At 65.0% G+C, this 17,793-nt stretch carries 16 protein-coding genes and 1 tRNA gene; 4 read left to right on the forward strand and 13 right to left on the reverse strand.

Translation table 11 applies throughout. The annotated features are described in order from the left end of the window. Positions 1–14: 14 nt before the first annotated feature. Positions 15–1,502, reverse strand: a complete 1,488-nt coding sequence (locus MESCI2_RS0133170) for a pyridoxal phosphate-dependent decarboxylase family protein (protein WP_027040249.1) — start codon at positions 1,500–1,502, stop codon at positions 15–17. 13 nt (positions 1,503–1,515) lie between these two features. Then, on the reverse strand, positions 1,516–2,604 hold the full coding sequence (locus MESCI2_RS0133175; RefSeq protein WP_027040250.1) for a PLP-dependent cysteine synthase family protein: 1,089 nt from the start codon (positions 2,602–2,604) through the stop codon (positions 1,516–1,518). Positions 2,605–2,861: 257 nt separating this feature from the next. Here MESCI2_RS0133175 and MESCI2_RS0133180 point away from each other — a divergent pair, with 257 nt between their 5' ends. From MESCI2_RS0133180 to MESCI2_RS0133190, 3 genes are all read left to right on the forward strand, one after another. Then, positions 2,862–4,850 carry a BTAD domain-containing putative transcriptional regulator gene (locus MESCI2_RS0133180; RefSeq protein WP_050596732.1) on the forward strand — a complete coding sequence of 663 codons (1,989 nt, stop codon included), beginning with the start codon at positions 2,862–2,864 and terminating at the stop codon, positions 4,848–4,850. Positions 4,851–4,980: 130 nt separating this feature from the next. Further along, on the forward strand, positions 4,981–5,160 hold the full coding sequence (locus tag MESCI2_RS0133185) for a hypothetical protein (protein WP_023814179.1): 180 nt from the start codon (positions 4,981–4,983) through the stop codon (positions 5,158–5,160). Positions 5,161–5,264: 104 nt separating this feature from the next. Continuing rightward, positions 5,265–5,624, forward strand: a complete 360-nt coding sequence (locus MESCI2_RS0133190) for a YkvA family protein (RefSeq protein WP_027040252.1) — start codon at positions 5,265–5,267, stop codon at positions 5,622–5,624. A gap of 88 nt (positions 5,625–5,712) precedes the next feature. On the opposite strand, the gene MESCI2_RS0133195 is transcribed toward MESCI2_RS0133190, so the two are convergent. The 11 genes from MESCI2_RS0133195 to MESCI2_RS0133245 form a co-directional block, all read right to left on the reverse strand. Then, positions 5,713–6,021, reverse strand: a complete 309-nt coding sequence (locus MESCI2_RS0133195) for a UBP-type zinc finger domain-containing protein (protein ID WP_027040253.1) — start codon at positions 6,019–6,021, stop codon at positions 5,713–5,715. Then, positions 6,018–7,697 carry an FAD-dependent oxidoreductase gene (locus tag MESCI2_RS0133200; RefSeq protein WP_027040254.1) on the reverse strand — a complete coding sequence of 560 codons (1,680 nt, stop codon included), beginning with the start codon at positions 7,695–7,697 and terminating at the stop codon, positions 6,018–6,020. Before MESCI2_RS0133200 ends, MESCI2_RS0133195 begins: the two co-directional genes overlap by 4 nt. 148 nt (positions 7,698–7,845) lie before the next feature. Beyond that, positions 7,846–7,930, reverse strand: a tRNA-Leu gene (locus MESCI2_RS0133205). Positions 7,931–8,003: 73 nt separating this feature from the next. Further along, positions 8,004–8,624: a 2,3-bisphosphoglycerate-dependent phosphoglycerate mutase gene (locus MESCI2_RS0133210; protein WP_027040255.1), complete on the reverse strand. Its 621-nt coding sequence runs from the start codon at positions 8,622–8,624 to the stop codon at positions 8,004–8,006. A gap of 92 nt (positions 8,625–8,716) precedes the next feature. Next, positions 8,717–9,538, reverse strand: coding sequence for a 4-hydroxy-tetrahydrodipicolinate reductase (gene dapB, locus MESCI2_RS0133215; RefSeq protein WP_027040256.1), 822 nt, complete (start codon positions 9,536–9,538; stop codon positions 8,717–8,719). After that, positions 9,535–11,394, reverse strand: a complete 1,860-nt coding sequence (locus MESCI2_RS01000000136000; RefSeq protein ID WP_032901452.1) for an ABC transporter ATP-binding protein — start codon at positions 11,392–11,394, stop codon at positions 9,535–9,537. The genes dapB and MESCI2_RS01000000136000 overlap by 4 nt, the downstream gene beginning before the upstream one ends. Positions 11,395–11,555: 161 nt before the next feature. Beyond that, complete coding sequence (locus MESCI2_RS0133225; protein ID WP_027040257.1) at positions 11,556–12,581, reverse strand: glucokinase; 1,026 nt, start codon at positions 12,579–12,581, stop codon at positions 11,556–11,558. Between the two features lie 182 nt (positions 12,582–12,763). Then, positions 12,764–13,852, reverse strand: a complete 1,089-nt coding sequence (mepA, locus tag MESCI2_RS0133230; RefSeq protein ID WP_027040258.1) for a penicillin-insensitive murein endopeptidase — start codon at positions 13,850–13,852, stop codon at positions 12,764–12,766. 157 nt (positions 13,853–14,009) lie between these two features. Further along, positions 14,010–14,909, reverse strand: a complete 900-nt coding sequence (locus MESCI2_RS0133235) for an SDR family oxidoreductase (RefSeq protein WP_027040259.1) — start codon at positions 14,907–14,909, stop codon at positions 14,010–14,012. Next, complete coding sequence (gene queG / locus MESCI2_RS0133240) at positions 14,906–16,060, reverse strand: tRNA epoxyqueuosine(34) reductase QueG (RefSeq protein ID WP_027040260.1); 1,155 nt, start codon at positions 16,058–16,060, stop codon at positions 14,906–14,908. The genes MESCI2_RS0133235 and queG overlap by 4 nt, the downstream gene beginning before the upstream one ends. Further along, a complete protein-coding gene (locus MESCI2_RS0133245) occupies positions 16,041–16,733 on the reverse strand; it encodes a glutathione S-transferase family protein (RefSeq protein WP_027040261.1) in 693 nt (230 codons plus the stop codon). Before MESCI2_RS0133245 ends, queG begins: the two co-directional genes overlap by 20 nt. 160 nt (positions 16,734–16,893) lie before the next feature. Here MESCI2_RS0133245 and MESCI2_RS0133250 point away from each other — a divergent pair, with 160 nt between their 5' ends. Further along, complete coding sequence (locus tag MESCI2_RS0133250) at positions 16,894–17,700, forward strand: undecaprenyl-diphosphate phosphatase (RefSeq protein WP_027040262.1); 807 nt, start codon at positions 16,894–16,896, stop codon at positions 17,698–17,700. The last annotated feature ends 93 nt before the right edge of the window (positions 17,701–17,793 follow it).

Consider the following 17,793-nt stretch of genomic DNA (forward strand, 5'->3'; position numbering starts at 1 on the left):
ATGCCTGCCGGTGACTAGGAAGACGCAGCACCCTCTGCAGCGATCTCGCGCCCGAGTCGCACTGTTTCCCGCACCAGAAGATCGAGATCCTCACGCCGTGTACGGTGGTTGGTGATCGCCACCCGCAGCCAATGCTCGCCATGCACCGTAGTGTCGGACAGTGCCGCAATACCCTGTTCCTGCAGCCGCAGCATGATCTCCGTGTTGAGCGCCTTCAGAGCCTCACCTGTCAGACCGGGCTGATAGCGGAAGCAGACGATGTTGACGGTCGGCGATGCCGCCAGTTGCAACCGCGGCGCGGCCTCGATCAAGTCGGCAAGATAGACGGCCTGGGCAATGTTCTGGTCGATCAGGCGGCCGAACTTTTCGACGCCATGCTCCTTCAGCGCCATCCACACCTTCAGCGCGCGAAAACCACGCGACGTCTGCAGGCCGTAATCATGCAGCCATTCGCCGGAAGCAAGGCCGCGCGGCGTCGATTCCAGATATTCCGGCGTCACCGCGAAGGTCCGGCGATGCGCCGCGGCATCCCTGACCAGGGCGCAGCCGACCTCGAATGGCGCGTGCAGCCATTTGTGCGGATCGAGCGCGACCGAATCCGCCCGTTCGATGCCGGCGACGCGATGCGCATTTTCAGGCGCAATGGCGATCAGCGCGCCGATGCAGCCGTCGACATGGAACCAGAGGCCTTCCTCATGCGCCAGCCTGGCAAGCGCCTGCAGGTCGTCGATCGCCCCGGTGTTGACCGTGCCGGCGGTGCCGATGACGCAGGCCGGCTTGAACCCGGCCGCGCGGTCCTCGGCGATTGCCGCCCGCAAGGCATCGATGTCCATGCGCAGCCCGCTATCGGTCGGGATGCGGCGGAGTGCCCGGTTGCCGAGGCCGAGTGCCTCCATCGCCTTGCGGTGGCAGGAGTGGATCTGGTCCGAGCCATAGAAGCGCAACGGCTTTTCGATCGCGGCAACGCCGTGCTCGCGCACGTCGATGCCGGCCTTGACGTTGCGCGCCACGGTTAGCCCTATGATGTTGGCCATCGAGCCGCCGCTGACCAGCGTGCCGCCGGCAGAAGCGGGAAAGCCCAGCATCTCCTTGCACCAGTTCACCACCTGGCTGTCCATCAGCCCGGCGGCGTGGTTGCCGCCGCCGAGGTTGGAGCCCTGGATAGCCGCCAGGAAATCGCCGAGCGCGCCGGTGAAGTTGCTCGACCCCATATACCAGGACCAGAAGCGCGGATGGATGTTGCCCATCGGATAGGACATCACCGTGCGGGACACCTCGGCATAGACAGCATCCAGCGGTGCCGGCGAGCGCGGCAGGGGTGCGGCGAAGGCCTCTCTCACATCGGCCGGCATCTCCCGCCATACCGGGCGGTCGCGCACATCTCGGAGATAATCGACCGCATCGTCGATGACCCGGTGCGACAGGGCCTGCACATCGGCCCAGTCCGGGGGATCGAGCGTTTCCTCGGCCACCAGGCCGAGGTTTTCTTGCACGGCGTCCATACCGGATCTCCCGTCAAGCCGCCGGGAACTGGCAGCCGGGCGTCGAGCGCGACAGGGCGATCTCGTCGGCGTCCATCTCGGCCTCGATGCCGTCGAACAGCGGCGTCGACATGTAGCGCTCGCCGGTGTCGGGCAGCATGCACAGGATCACCGCGCCGGCCGGCGCCTTCTCCGCGATCTGCCTTGCCACGGCGAAGGTGGCGCCGCCGGAAATGCCAGTGAAGATACCTTCCTGGCGCGCCAGCGCCTTGGCCCACTTGATGCCTTCGGGCCCGGCGATCGGCATCACCTCGTCATAGAAGCTGGCGTCGATCGCTTCCTGCAGCACGTTGGGAATGAAATCCGGCGTCCAGCCCTGGATCGGGTGCGGCTCGAAGGCTGGATGGCTGGCGGCGGGGGCACCATCGGCGCCGCGCTGCTGCACCTTGCCGCTGCCGATGAGCTGCGCGTTGGCCGGCTCGGACAGCACGATGCGGGTTTCCGGCCGCTCGCGGCGCAGCACGCGCGCCACGCCCACCACCGTGCCGCCGGTGCCATAGCCGGTGACGAAGCAATCGAGCCGCGAGCCGGCGAAATCATTGACGATCTCGCGCGCCGTCGTCGCCTCGTGGATGGCGGCGTTGGCCGCTGTTTCGAACTGGCGGGCAAGGAACCAGCCATTGGCCTCGGCCAGTTCCACCGCCTTCTTGTACATGCCGAAACCTTTTTCAGCGCGCGGCGTCAGCACCACCCTGGCGCCCAGCATGCGCATCAGCTTGCGGCGCTCGACCGAAAAACTGTCGGCCATGGTGACGACCAGCGGATAGCCCTTTTGCGCGCAGACCATGGCGAGGCCGATGCCGGTGTTGCCGCTGGTCGCCTCGACCACCGTCTGGCCCGGCTTCAGCGCACCGCTGCGCTCGCCCTCCTCGATGATGTTGAGCGCCAGCCGGTCCTTCACCGAAGCGCCGGGATTGAAATACTCGGCCTTGACGTAGATCGTCGCGTGGGCCGGTCCGAGATTGTTGATGCGAACCACCGGCGTGTCGCCGACGGTGTCGAGAATGCTGTCGAACAGGCGGCCGCGCCCGGCCGTGGTTCTGATCTTCTGCTGCTGCAACATTTTTGGTCCTCCTCGAGTGTTGTCGTGTCTTGTCATCACGGGGCCGGTTACAAACCGGCGGGTTGGGCGGCGAGGTTTCGTGACCTTGCCGCGCTAGGACTGACATGCCGCACAGCGGCAATGGCTGTATCCGGCGCTGAAATCCGCTGCCGGATGCGCCGTGTCGTGTTTGGTGATACAGGAGAGGCCGACAGGCCAGCGTGGGAGCAGGCGTGGAAACGCACGTGGAATCCACCCGATCGAGGCTGAACGGCGAGATGCCGGTCCTTTCCGTGCGCCTGCTCGGAACGCTGGCGATCTCCCGCAATGATGTGCCGGTTGCGTTGCCGTCATCACGCAAGCTGCGCGCTCTGTTGGCCTATCTGGCGCTGGCGCCGCATCCTGTCAGCCGCAGCCGTCTGTGCGAGCTGCTGTGGGATGTGCCGAACGATCCAAGGGGCGAGCTGCGCTGGTGCCTGAGCAAGCTGCGCGGCGCACTCGACGCGCCGGGCCGGCACCGGGTTGCGACACAGGGTGACACGGTCGCGCTGGATCTCAGCGATTGCCTGGTCGATGCGCTGGAGGTCAGCCAGGCCGCCAAGCAAGGGATCGGCACGCTTGATGTCGAGCGCTTGCGCATACTGGCCAGACTGTTTGCCGGCGATTTCCTCGACGGGCTGGAGCTCGAGCGCAGCCCGCATTTCAACAGCTGGCTGATCGCACAGCGGCGCCGTTTCCACTCATGCCACGTCGCCGTGCTGGAACAGCTTGTCGGTAGCCTGCCGGCGCATAGTGAGGAGGCGATCGCCCATCTCGACGCATGGGTGGAACTGGCTCCGTTCGACGGGCGTGCACATGAGGCGTTGCTGTCCAATCTGGCCGGACGTGGTGAGATCGGCGCGGCCGAAGAACATCTGGCGACAGCGGAACGATTGTTCCAGTCGGAGGAACTCGATTTCGCACCGCTTCGCGCGGCCTGGCGGGCGATCCGTGACCAATGGTCGGGCACCTCGCTGCGGGCACAGCCGGCCTGCCTGTCCACACTGTCGCCACCGGTGGCCACCACCGTACCCGGCCCGGTCGAGCCCAGCCACGCGTCGCTGGCGGTGATGCCGTTTGTCGAGGAGAGCGGCGGCACGCGCGGCGGATTGGCCCATGGTTTCACCCACGACATCATCACCCGCCTCGCCAAGCTCAGGGATTTCTTCGTCATCGCGCGCGGATCGGTGTTTGCACTGGCCGAGAAGAACATCGCGCCCGAGGATGCCGGCCGGCGGCTGAATGTCGACTATGTCGCCACCGGCATGGTACGCAGCCCGGCCGGCCGCCTCATCGTCAGCGTCGAACTGATCGAGGTGCGCAGCGCCAGGATCGTCTGGGCCGAGACCTTCGAGCGCAGGCCAGATGACATCTTTTCCGTGCTCGACGATATCGGCAACAGCATCGTCTCCTCGATCTCGGCCGAGATCGAAACGGTCGAGCGCAACCGCGCCATGCTGAAGGCGCCCAGCTCGCTCAACGCCTGGGAGGCCTACCATCGCGGCCTCTGGCATATGTACCGCTTCACGCAGGCGGAAAACGAGCAGGCGCGGCATTTCTTTGCCCAGGCCTTGCAGCTCGACCCGACCTTTGCCCGCGCCTATGCCGGCCTGTCCTTCACCCACTGGCAGAACGCTTTCCAGCGCTGGGGCGACCGCGACCGCGAAAGCGCGCTGGCCTTCGAGAGCGCCGGGAACAGCCTGCTGGTCGACGACCACAATCCGGCCGCGCATTGGGCAATGGGCCGGGCGCTGTGGCTGCGCGGCGAACAGGACGGCTCGCTGCTCGAACTGGAACGGGCGGTCGATCTCAGCCCCAACTTCGCGCTCGGCCACTATGCGCTGTCCTTCGTGCATTCGCAGTCCGGCGACCCGCGAGCGGCGATCGGCTCTTCCGATCATTCGCGCCATCTCAGCCCGTTCGACCCCTTGCTGTTCGGCATGCTGGGCGCACGCGCCATGGCGCATGTCCGGCTCGGCCAGTTCGAGGAAGCGGCCGAATGGGCGCTGAAGGCGGCGGCGCGGCCCAACGCCCACGCCATCATACTGGCGATCGCCGCGCACTGCCTGGCGCTGGCCGGACGGCTCGACGAGGCGCGCGGCTTCGCCGCCGCCATCCGCATGACAAGGCCGGACTATTGCGCCGACGATTTCATCGGCACCTTCCGCTTCGAGCCGGATGCCGTAGCGCTGTTCCGGCAGGGCGCCAGCCGCATCGGGCTGAACTGAAGCCTGGGATCGCCATCTTGGGGATCGGCCGGGAATTTCGCCTCAATTCCGCCGGGTTAACGAAGTCGGAAGGAGTTGTTTAACCGTTCGCGGCTATGTCACGGTCCGGGGGGCCGACAAAGTGAGTATGATGAGCAACAGCCCCGACAAGCGCAATGAATGGCGCGCCATATTCTACGTGCAAGCTCGCGTTGCCATCCTGTTTGTCCCGGTGGTTGCCAGCCTGCTGATCATAGCGGCGCTTGCCGGAAACGAACGCAAATCGGTTCCCAGCATGATCGACCCGACCGTCACCGGCTCCGTGCGGTAGACCGGCGGTCATCAGCTCTTCGAGATGCTCTCGGAGGCGGGCGCCTGGCGTGCGCTATCGGCGGTTTTCATTTGGCGCTAAAGTCATCCGATGGCACTGAATGAGTGGCCCGAACGATCAAGCGCGATGTGCATGGGCTGTACCTCGCCGCTCGCGATCCCCGAACGCCCTGGTATGCCAAGGCGCTTGCCGTGTGTGTTGCAAGCTATGCCTTGTCGCCAATCGACCTGATCCCCGATTTCATTCCGGTGATCGGCTATCTCGACGACGTCATCCTGGTCCCTTTGGGCGTTCTTGCCGTGGTCAGGATGATACCGCCCGAGGTGATGGCGGAACACAGAAAGACCGCCGCGCTGGCCGCCGACAGGTCGGTGAGCCGCTACGCGGCGGTGATCATTGTTTGTATCTGGACTGCCTCGATCGTGCTGGCCGGGTGGCTGGGATATCTGTATTTCGCCGACTGATTGCCAGGCCGTTCAGCAGGGAAACCGCCGCCAAATGAAGCCCGGACGGTCGCGCTTTTCTCGGGATTCCGTCGCCATGCGGCGCCGCTCAAACAAAGCGCGGGATCGGGCCGTTCTGCGGGGTCACGTCGTCGCCGAGGTCGACAAACACCTCGTCGACATAGCACCATGCCCAGCCTTCGGGTGGATCGTAGCCCTCGATGATCGGATGCTTGGTGGCGTGGAAATGCCTGGTGGCGTGACGGTTGGGCGAGTCGTCGCAGCAGCCGACATGGCCGCAGGTGCGGCAGAGCCGCAGATGCACCCATTGCGAGCCGCTCTTCAGGCATTCCTCGCAGCCGAGCGCGCTCGGCGTCACCTTCCTGATGTCGCGCGTATGCCTGCATTCATCCATCATGGTCTCCCTGCTGTTTGAGGTGCGTCCGCGCGTGCGAGATAGGCATGCAATGCCGCGACCACCTGGGCGCCTTCGCCGACAGCCGCCGCGACCCGTTTGACCGAGCCGGCACGGACATCGCCTATGGCGAACACGCCGCTGCGGCTGGTCTCCATCTGCGCCGATCCTATGTCCGATCCGGTGCGCACGAAACCCTTGGCGTCCAGCTCGACATCGCAGCTGGCCAGCCAATCGGTGTTCGGATCAGCGCCAATGAAGAGGAAGAGATGACGGATAGGGCGCGTCGTTTCCGCGCCGCCGGCGCGGTTGCGCCATCGCACTGTGGCAAGATTGCCGTCTTCGCCGTCCAGCGCCTCGATTTCGGTCCCGGTCAGCACCTCGATGTTCGGCTGCGCCCGGATGCGCTCGACCAGATAACGCGACATGCTGGCATCGAGGCTGCCGCCGCGCGCCAGCAGCGCCACTTTGCGCGCATGACTGGCCAGATAGACAGCCGCTTGTCCGGCCGAATTGCCGGCGCCGACAAGCGCCACTTCCTGGTCCGCGCAAAGCCGGCCTTCGATGGGCGATGCCCAATAATGCACTGATGTCCCCTCGAACCGCGCCAGATTGGCGATGTCGAGGCGACGATAACGCGCGCCGCTGGCGATCACCACGCTGCGCGTGCGCACGGTCTCGCCGTCACCGACATCGAGCAGATAGCGGGCGCCAGACGCGTCGGTGGCGGCGCTCAAAAGCTTCGCCTCGTCCGGGATGACCATTTCGACGCCGAATTTCTGCGCCTGGTTGTAGGCGCGCGCCATCAGCGCCATGCCGGTGATGCCGGTCGGGAAACCGAGATAGTTCTCGATGCGCGAGGAGGCACCGGCCTGTCCGCCGAAGGCACGGCAATCGAGCACGATCGTCGACAGCCCTTCGGATGCCGCATAGACCGCCGCCGCCAGCCCTGCCGGGCCGGCGCCGACGATGGCCACGTCATACACCGTATCGGCATCGATCGGCCGCAGCAGGCCGATGCAGCGGGCGAGGTCCTTTTCGCCGGGATTCATCAGCAGCCTGCCGTTTGGACAGAGCACGATCGGCAGGTGGTGAGGATCGACCTCGAAACGCTCGACCAGGGTCTTGGCGCAGGGATCGCTGCCGGAATCGAGCACGCGGTGCGGCTGGCCGCTGCGGGCAAGGAAACCCTGCAGCCGTAACACGTCGGCATGGTCCTGGGGTCCGATGATGATCGGCCCGCTGGTGGCGCTCTCCAACAGCCCGACACGGCGCAGGATCAGCGCCCGCATGATGCGCTCGCCGAGATTGGCCTCCTGCACCATCAGGTCGCGCAGCCGCTGCGAGGCGATGACGAACGCCTCGACCGGTTCGGCGGCCTGCGCATTGACCAGCGAGGGACGGGCCGAAAGCTGCGCCAGCTCGCCGACAAAGCTGCCTGGGCCATGCGTGACGATCGTCTCGCGCCGGCCGAGCCCGCCATCCTGGGTGATGTCCACGCTGCCCGACAAGACGACGATCAGGCCGGGCGCCACATCGCCTGCTTCGATGATGTGCTCGCCAGCGGCATAGGCGCTGGCCTCGCCGAACCGGCGCATGCGGTCGATGTCCACCTCAGCCAGCGTGGGGAACGCCTGATCGCGGCGGGCACCGAAGATCTGGTTGGTGGATTGAGCCATGGCTTTGAGCGTAGCGAAGCGGGCGCGGAGTTTGAAGCGGTTTGTGAGGGGACTGGCCGGAAGGGGAGGTGGCTGAAAAGAAAAAGCCCGGACGAACCGGGCTTTTTCTCTAGGTTTCTGAACCCTCGAATGGTTCGAAACGGGAATTTGGTGCCCAGAAGAGGACTCGAACCTCCACTCCTTGCGGAACACGGACCTGAACCGTGCGCGTCTACCAATTCCGCCATCTGGGCTGGTGCGGGCTCATGTAAGCGGGCAAGCGATTGCTGTCAACGCGCTTTTTTCGCAGGTACTCCGTTCGCCGGCTCAGTCGTGCAGCACTTCCTTGGAAGCGACGGTGGAATCGGCGTTGAGCTGGTAGATGATCGGCACGCCGGTGCCGAGTTCCAGCTTGACGATCTCCTCGCCCGACTTGCCGTCGAGCGCCATGATCAGCGCGCGCAGCGAGTTGCCGTGGGCGGCGACCAGCACGGTGCCGCCGCGCAGCACATGCGGCTGCAGGTCGTGCAGGTAATAGGGCCAGACTCGGGCGCCGGTGTCCTTCAGGCTTTCGCCGGCGGGCGGCGGCACGTCGTAGGAGCGGCGCCAGACATGCACCTGCTCCTCGCCCCATTTCTTGCGGGCGTCGTCCTTGTTGAGGCCGGAGAGATCGCCATAGTCGCGCTCGTTGAGTGCCTGGTCGCGGATGGTCTTCAGGTCACTCTGGCCGACCGCGTCGAGGATGTGCTGGCAGGTCTTTTGCGCCCGGATCAGCGCCGAGGTGAAGGCGATGTCGAATTTCAGGCCGCGCGCCTTGAGTTTCTGGCCGGCGGCCTTGGCCTCGGCGTGGCCCTGCTCGGTCAGGTCGACATCACGCCAGCCGGTGAAAAGGTTCTTCAAATTCCATTCGCTCTGGCCGTGGCGCACGAGCACGAGGGTTCTCGACATGTTTGCTCCTTCAAGAGCAATTCCAGGAAAAGTGTGACGCGGTTTTCCGCCCGGAATTGCGTTAGACAAAGAGGTTTATGGATCAGGCCGGCTCAGCTGAGGCCGAGCACGTCCCGCATCGAATACAGTCCCGGCTTCTTGCCGCGCCCCCACAAGGCGGCCTTGACGCCGCCGCGGGCGAAGATGGCGCGGTCCTCTGCATGGTGGGCAAGCGTGATGCGCTCGCCGGTCCCGGCCAGCAGCACGCTGTGGTCGCCGACCACCGAGCCGCCGCGCAGCGTGGCAAAGCCGATCGAGCCCGTCTTGCGCACCCCGGTGTGGCCGTCGCGGACGCGTACGTCATTGCCTGAAAGCTCGATACCACGCCCGGCGGCGGCGGCTTCACCCAGCAGCAGCGCCGTGCCCGATGGCGCGTCGACCTTGTGCTTGTGGTGCATTTCGAGGATCTCGATGTCGAAATCGTCGGCATCGAGCGCGCGCGCCGCCTGTTCGACCAGCACCGCCAGCAGATTAACGCCGAGGCTCATATTGCCCGACTTGACGATGGTCGCATGGCGCGCCGCCGCAGCTATTTTCGCGTTATCGTCGGCTGAACAGCCCGTCGTGCCGATGACATGGACGATGCGCGCCTGCGCCGCGTAGCCGGCGAATTCGACCGTCGAAGCAGGCGTGGTGAAATCGAGCACGCCGTCTGCCTTGGCGAAGACCGGCAGCGGGTCGTCACCGATCGGCACATTAATGATGCCGATGCCCGCCAGTTCGCCGGCATCCTTACCCAGATGCGGCGAATCCGCCCGCTCGACCGCGCCGATAACTCGAGCGCCTGATATAGAGTGGATGGCACGGATCAGCGTCTGGCCCATGCGGCCGGCAGCGCCCACCACCACAAGGCCCATATCGCTTGCTTCGCTCATGTGCTCCTCACAGCAGTCTTCTTCGCACGCGTGGCCCGGACCGGAGTTTGGATCGGCTTGCTGTCATCGACAAGCCCCAGCCCCTTCTTGCCCTGGATGCGGTGGAAGCGGGAATAGATGCTGTCCGGGTCGGCCATCAGCGTCGCATGGGTGCCTTCCTCGACCAACCGGCCCTCTTCCAGCACGATGATGTGGTCGGCATTGACCACCGTCGATAGCCTATGCGCTATGACGATGGTCGTGCGGCCTTGCATGACCTGGGTCAGCGCTTCCTGGACGCGCGCCTCCGCCTCGTTGTCGAGCGCCGATGTCGCCTCGTCGAGCAGCAGGATCGGTGCCTGGCGCACGATGGCGCGGGCGATCGAGACGCGCTGGCGCTGGCCGCCGGAAAGGGTCGAGCCGCCTTCGCCGACCGGCGTGTCGTAACCTTGCGGCTGCTGGCGGATGAACTCGTCGGCTGCCGCCTGTTTCGCCGCCTGCTCGATCTCGGCGTCCGTGGCCGAGAGACGGCCGTAGCGGATGTTGTCGCGGATCGTGCCCTCGAACAGATAGGGCGCCTGCGCCACATAGGCGATCGACTGCCGCAGCGAATGCTTGGTTACCTTCGAGATGTCCTGGCCATCGACCTCGATGCTGCCCCGGTCGACGTCGTAGAAGCGCTGCAAGAGCGCCACCAGCGTCGATTTGCCGGCGCCCGACGCACCGACTATCGCCGTCACCTTGCCGGCGGCGGCGGTAAAGCTCAGATCCCTCAGCACCGGCATGTCGGCGCTGTAGCCGAACGTCACATTGTCGAAACGCACCTCGCCGGTGGTGATCCTGGCCTCGACGGCATCGGGCGCGTCGCCCTGTTTCGGCTCTAGGTCGAGCAACTCGTAGATCATGCGCGCGTTGACCAGGGCGCGTTCCATGCCCACCTGTGTGCGCGCCAAGCGTCTTGCCGGATCGTAGGCCATGATCAGCGCGGTGATGAAGGAGAAAACCGCGCCCGGCGGCTGCCCAAGATACAGCGCCCGGTAGCCGGAATAGGCAAGCACGGAGGTGATGGCGAGACCGCCCAGAATCTCGGAAATCGGCGACAGCCGCTCCGAGACGCGGGCGATCTTGTTGTTACGCTGCTCGGCAGTGTCCGCCATGATGCCGATGCGGCGCGCCAGCTCGGCCTCCAAGGTGAAGGCCTTGACGATGGCGATGCCTTGCGTGGCCTCCTGCACGGACCCGTTCAGCTGCGAATTGATCAGGACGGATTCCCGGTTGATACGCCGCAGTCGGCGGGTGATGTAGACGACGGCCCAGATCAGTGGAGGGCCGATCAGCAGCGAGCTGAGCGACAACACCGGATCCTGGTAGATCATCACGCCGACGAGAGCGATCAGCGTGACCGCGTCGCGGCTGATGGAGGTCAGTGTCAGCGACAGCAGATCGCGAACGCCGCCGACATTCTCGCTGACCTGTGCCGCCAGCCGACCGGAACGCGTATCATTGAAGAAGTTGACGCCGAGCTTCATCAGATGGTCGAAGCTGCGCTTCTGGTAGCGCGCGACCAGATTGTTGCCGATACTGGCCAATGCGACTGCTTGGCCGTAACCGGCGAAGCCGCGCAGCAAGGAGGCTCCCATGAAACCGGCGCAGATCAACCAGAGCATATCGCCGCGTCGTTCGTAGAAGATCTGGTTGATCATCGGGGCCATGATCCACGCCGTGAAGGCAGTGGTGCCGGAAACGATCAGCAGGCAGGTGACGGCGACTACATAGGTCCAGCGATACTCGTTGCCGTTTTCAGCGAGGATGCGGCGGAGCACCGCTGTGACCTCGCCGGGCAGGGCTTTTTGTTTGTTTGGAGCTTGAAGTGTCAAATCGGGAGCGCTTTGTGGTTTTCCGCCTCGTGGGACCGGGGCTGCAAATTCGGCACCCCTCTTAACGCCCTGCGGCCTGATTGCCTATGCCCGCACCTGATTAACTTCGTCGCGGGGCTTTAGCGCGTCTGCGGTCTCCCATGGGGCTCTGCCGCAGAAAACTAGGCCTGCCAGCGCCGGCCCTCGGTCTGGACACCGAACAGCGAGGGGTTCCTGGCATAGGCGGCAAGGCCCAGAAGTGCGGCCAGCGGGTGGGTGATGACGTACACGGGCATGGTGCGCATCATCGCGCTGTGCGGCGCCTTGTCCTCGAAAGCGGCGCGGAAATTGCCGGCTTTCAGCGCCGGCACGATCTTCTGCGCGATGCCACCGGTGAGGAACACGCCGCCGCGGCTCATGAAAACCAGAGCAAGGTCGCCTGCGGTGCGGCCAAGGCAGGTGACGAAGATCTCCAGCGCTTCCTCGGCAACCGGATCGGTTTTCGCAAGTGCCGCGGCAGTGATCTCGGCCGGCGTGGTGAAGGGCGACGGCTTTCCGTCTGCCTTGGCGACCGCCCGATAGACATTGACCAGACCGCGCCCGCACAGGATCTGCTCGCCCGAAATGCGGCCCTCCAGCTTCTCGATATGCGGAAAAACCTCGAAATCTCGCGGCGTGCGCGGGCCGATGTCCATATGACCGCCCTCGCCGGGCACCGGTATCCAGTGGTGCAGCGCATGGACCAGCCCGGCAACGCCGAGCCCGGTTCCGGGGCCGAGCACGACGCGCCCGGCACTGGGCTCCGGCGTGCCGCCGCCGATCTTTTCCATGTGCTCCTCGCCGAGCGCGACGACGGCCAGCGCCTGCGCCTCGAAATCGTTGAGCACGACGATGTCGCTCAGGCCGAGGCTGGCGAACATTTTTCTCGGCTTGACGATCCAGGGGCAGTTGGTCAGCTCGATCTCGTCGCCGTCGACCGGACCGGCCACCGCCAGCACCGCTGAATTGGGACGCACCGACGAGCGGTCGAGCACGGCCGCCTGGATCGCCTCGTCGATGGTGTTGTAGTTCGCCGTCTGGACGATGGTCGGCTCGCCGGCCTCGGAATTGGCGTCGAGCACGATCGAAAAGCGCGCATTGGTGCCGCCGATGTCGCCGATAAGGATCGGAAACCGCAACAAAGTATCGTCGTCGCCTGTGCCTGGCATGCTCTCGTCCGTCTCCGGCGCCCCGACGGCATCTAGCCGTTCTTCCGTTGACTAGCGCATGGGTTTGAAAAGGGAAACGGTTTTCGACCCCGGCGGCACGCTGAGGCCGGCTCTGCGGCCAAACCGCCACGGTTTCGCAAAATGAGGCCTGAACCGATTGAGCCCGCCTTGAGCCGTGACCGTCAGTTTCCTGGCGGCCGCGGTCGCGGCAGCGGCACGCCGATCTCGGGGGTCGCCGTGAAGGCGTTCACCGTGCTTGGCAAGCCGGCGGTGGCCGGGGTAGCGGGCAATGACGGCGCTTCGGGTTCGGGCGCGGCAGCCGCGACCGGCACGCCGCCGCCATGGTAGGTCGCCGCCTCGGCCGACGACGGCCCCGGTGCGTCGAGCACGGCGCGGCACTCGCTCGGCAGGTTCGCCATCGTCATCAGGTCGCGCGCCTTGGGCGCATCCGGGTTCTTGTTGGGCCGCCACGGCTCCTGCGTAAACCACCAGGCCAGCGGCTTGCCGCAACCGTCATCGTCCGGCGTCGCTTCCTGTGCCTTGCAGCCGGGCGATCCCGGCTGGCAGCCGATGCGCATGTGGAAATGATAGTCGTGGCCCCAGAATGGCCTGACCTTGCGCAGCCAGAAGCGGTCGCCCCTGACGGTGTCGCAGAGCTTCTTCTTGATGCCCGGATTGACCAGGATGCGCTCGACCTGGCTGTAGCTCGCCGCCCGCTTCAGAAGCCTTGTGTGCGCCGGCGTCCACAGCGCGTCCTTCACCAGATGAGTCTTCTCATCGACCATCAAGGTGGCGCTCATCGATTCGCGCTGCGCCATCGACAGCGAGCGGCTGGGCATCGGCGTCAGCCAGATGTCGGCGTCGAGCCCGATCTGGTGCGAGGCATGTCCGGTCAGCATCGGGCCGCCACGCGGCTGCGAAATGTCGCCGATCAGCAGGCCTGGCCAACCATCGGCTGCGGCATCGCGCGACAATTTTTCGACTACCGCGATCATCGCCGGATGGCCCCAGCGACGGTTGCGCGAAGGCCGCATCACCTGCCAGGTCGGACCGTCCATGGGAATGGCGACGCCGCCGGCAAAACAGCCCTTGGAATAGAATCCGATCGACTGCGCCGCGGTCGCGGCCGGCAGTTTCTTGGCGCCGAACAGGTCTTTTGCGCGTTCTTCGGCGCTCACCGGCTGAACGGCGAAACCGACCAGGGCAAGCAGGCCAAGCGCGGCTGCCAGCAGGGGCATTTTGCCGAGAGACGGCCGTATCGGTGTTTTCATGAAACCGGATCCCCACCGCAATCCAAGGCCGAATCATAGCACGCAAAGCACGACGCTTCGATCGCTAGAGCGGTTCACCGAAACGGTGAACTGCTCTATCTCTGTTTTGACGCAATCCCGGACGGAAAACCGTGTCACACTTTTCCTGGAATTGCTTTTAGCGCTTCATCGGGCTGCGCGCCTCGCCGTCGCGCCAGCCGCCGCTTGCCCACATGTGGTCGAAGGCGGCGCGGTAGTCCGGAAAGCGAAAACGATAGCCCGTCGCCTTGATCGCTGCATTGCCGACACGCTTGTTCTCGCCATAGAAGGACCGCGCCATGGGCGAAAGTTGGGCGGCGTCGAAGGGAATTTCGGGCGGCGGTTCGATACCCATCAATGAAGCGGCATAGGCGACGACATCCTGCGGCGGCGCCGGCAGGTCATCGGTGACGTTGAAGATGCCACCTGTATTGCCATTGATAAGCTGCCACAGGGCGCCTGCAATGTCGTCGCAATGGATGCGGTTGAACACCTGGTCCGGCTTTACCAGCCGCCTTGCAGTGCCATTTTCCAGATTGACCAGGGCGTTGCGGCCCGGCCCGTAAATGCCGGAGAGGCGCAGGATCGCCACTGGCCGGCCGATGTCCGTGCCCAATTGCAGCCAATCCTGTTCGGCCGCCACCCGCATCACCGAGCGCTTCGACACAGGGCGGCATTCGGCGGTTTCATCGACCCAGGCGCCGTCATAATTGCCGTAGACGCCGACGGTGGAGAGATAGCCGATCCATTCCAGCGCTGGCATTTGAGCGATCGTTTTTCGCGCGGCATTCAGAACGGGATCGCCGGCCTCTTCCGGGGCGACCGAAATCAGCAGATGCGTTGTTTTTCCCAATATATCATCGATTTCGTCGGTCATCGCGCCGTCGAACAGCAGCGGCGCGATGCCGGCCTGCCGTAGCGTCTCGAATTTTTCCGGCGAGCGTGTCGTGCCGAAGATCGTCGCGGCGCCTATGTTAGCCCGAGCAAAAGCCTTGCCGGAATAGCCGGCGCCGAAGATGAAGATCTGCTTTTCGCTCATGCATTCGCCCTGGTTGGTCGCGCCAGACGCCATTCGTCGCGCACGGCTTCGTCGCTCTCGGTTTTCAGGCCGATGGCTGCCTTTTCTGAATATTCGGCATCGGACACCAGCCGCGCCAGCGCCCATATTGCCGCGCCCCGCACCAGCGGCGACGGATCGCCGAGCAGCGTACGCACCGCGCCAGACAGCGACGCTTCGCCGGAATTGCCGGCGGCGATCAATACGTTGCGGACAAAACGATCGCGGCCGATGCGTTTTATCGGCGAACCGGAGAAGAAAGCGCGGAAGGCCGCGTCATCGAGACCCAAAAGGTCGGCGAGCGGCGGCTCGCGCAAATCATCGCGAGCGGCGAGTTTTGCTTCGGAAGCCGCACTGGCGAATTTGTTCCACGGGCATGCGGCAAGACAATCGTCGCAGCCATAGATGCGGTTGCCGATCTTTTCGCGGAATTCGTGCGGAATCGGCCCCTTGTTCTCGATGGTGAGATAGGAAATGCAGCGCCGCGCATCGAGCCGGTAGGGCTGCGGAAAAGCATCGGTCGGGCACGCGTCGAGGCAGGCGCGGCAGGAGCCGCAATGGTCGATCTCGGCGCGGTCGGGCACGAGTTCGGCGGTGGTGAAGATGGTGCCGAGGAACAGCCAGGAGCCGTGTTCGCGGCTGATCAGATTGGTGTGCTTGCCTTGCCAGCCGAGCCCGGCGGCCTCGGCCAGCGGCTTTTCCATCACCGGCGCAGTGTCGACGAACACCTTCACATCGCCGCCGGCGCGCGCCACGAGCTTGCCGGCGATCTCCTTCAGCCGTCCCTTCATCACATCGTGATAGTCGCGGTTTTGAGCATAGACCGAGATGGCGGCGCGGTCGCGGCTGGCCAGCACGCCGCGCGGATCATGACCGGGGCCGTAGTTCATCGCCAGCACGACGATCGAGCGCACCTGCGGCCAGAGGGCCGTTGGTTCACTGCGGCGTTGAAGCGTCTCGGCGATCCAGTCCATCGAGCCGTGAAAGCCGTCGGCGACGAATTCGGCCAGGCGCGCCGGCGCCAGCGGGATCGCATCGGGGGAGGTGACGGCGACGGCATCGAAGCCGGCGCGCTGCGCCTCCGCGTCGATCAGCGCGCGCAGTTTTGCGGGGTCAGAAGTCGAGGTCCGCATAATGCGACACCGGTGACAGGCCGCGCACCCGGTCGGTCAAGAGCGGCCGGAAGGATGGCCGCGACTTGACCCGCGTGTACCATTCGCGTGCAGCGCTGTGCTCGCGCCAGTCGATCTCGCCGAGATAATCGAGCACCGACAGCGTCGCCGCGGCCGCGAGATCGGCATAGGTGACCCTCGAGCCAGCCAGCCAATGGCGGGTGCCAGCCAGCCAGTTGGTGTATTTCATGTGCTGGCGGATGTTGGCGCGCGCGGCACGGATCGCGCCCGAATCGGGCGAGCCGCCGCCAGCCGTTTCCGGCATGACCGGCTTCAGCACGCGCTCGCGCACCAGATGGCGGGTGACTTCGCTTTCAGCCTTGTTGAGGTACCAGTCGATCAGCCGGCGGATTTCGGCGCGCTGCATCGGGTCTTCGGCGAACAACCGCTTGTCGCGCTTCAGCACACCGCGCGTTTCATCGAGATACTCGGCGATGACCGTCGCCCCGACGATCGGCACGTCGCCTTCGGCCAGCAGGATCGGCAGCGTTCCGGCCGGGTTCAGCGCCAGGAACTCTTTGCGCCGGGTCCACGGCTTTTCCTCGATCAAAGCCAGCTCCTCGCCATACTCGCCGAATGCGAGGCGGACGAAGCGACAGGTGGCGAACATGGGATGGTGGAAAAGCGTCAGCATGGTTCCGCGATGATAAAGCGCACTGGCGAATCGCAGGGCGCACCGGTAAGTCTTGGCCGCCCGGCTAGCGGGCCGTCAGGGTGTTGCGACCTATAGGGGGACTTCAACGCCATGACAAGCAAGCCCTTCTGTCAGCCGTCATGCCAATGCCGAGGTAGCCATGGAAAGCCAGACCATCGTCGAAGCCCTGCTGCTTGGCCTGCTGGAGGGGTTGACCGAGTTCATCCCGGTGTCGTCGACCGGCCATATTCTGCTTGCAGGTCATTTCCTCGGCTTCCATTCGACCGGCAAGGCCTTCGAGATCCTGATCCAGCTCGGCGCCATCCTGGCGATCCTCAGCGTCTATTTCCGCCGCCTGTGGAAGATGCTGCTCGACCTGCCGCATGACCGGCTGACGCGGCATTTCGCCATCGGCATCCTGATCGCCTTCCTGCCGGCGGCGATCATCGGCGCGCTGGCGCATGATTTCATCAAGACGGTGCTGTTCGAATCGCCAAGACTGATCTGCATCATGCTGATCATCGGCGGCGTCGTGCTGCTGGCGGTGGACCGCATGAACCTCAAGCCGGTCTACCGCGATGTCGAGCGCTTCCCGACCCGGCTTTACCTGCAGATCGGGCTTTTCCAGTGCCTGTCGCTCATTCCCGGCACATCGCGTTCGGGCTCGACCATCGTCGGCGCCCTGCTTTTGGGCGTCGACAAGCGCGCGGCCGCTGAATTTTCCTTTTTCCTTGCAATTCCGACCATGGTCGGCGCCTTCGCCTTCGACCTGTTCAAGAACCGCAACGTGCTGAGCAGTGCCGACCTGCCGATCATCGCCGTCGGCTTCGTCGCCGCCTTCGTCACGGCGCTCATCGTCGTGCGCTTCCTGCTCGATTACGTCTCGCGCAACGGCTACTCGCTGTTCGGCTGGTGGCGGCTGGTGGTGGGCGGTGTCGGCTTGGTGGCGTTGATGATCTGGGGGTGAGGAGTGATCCGCGTAGCGGCCCTCACGCTTCGTCATCCACGGGCGGAGCAAGGAGCGTAGCGACGCAGCGCAGACCCGAGGATCCATGCCGTG

The organism is Mesorhizobium ciceri WSM4083, from assembly GCF_000519305.1.
Classification (GTDB): Bacteria; Pseudomonadota; Alphaproteobacteria; order Rhizobiales; family Rhizobiaceae; genus Mesorhizobium; species Mesorhizobium ciceri_B.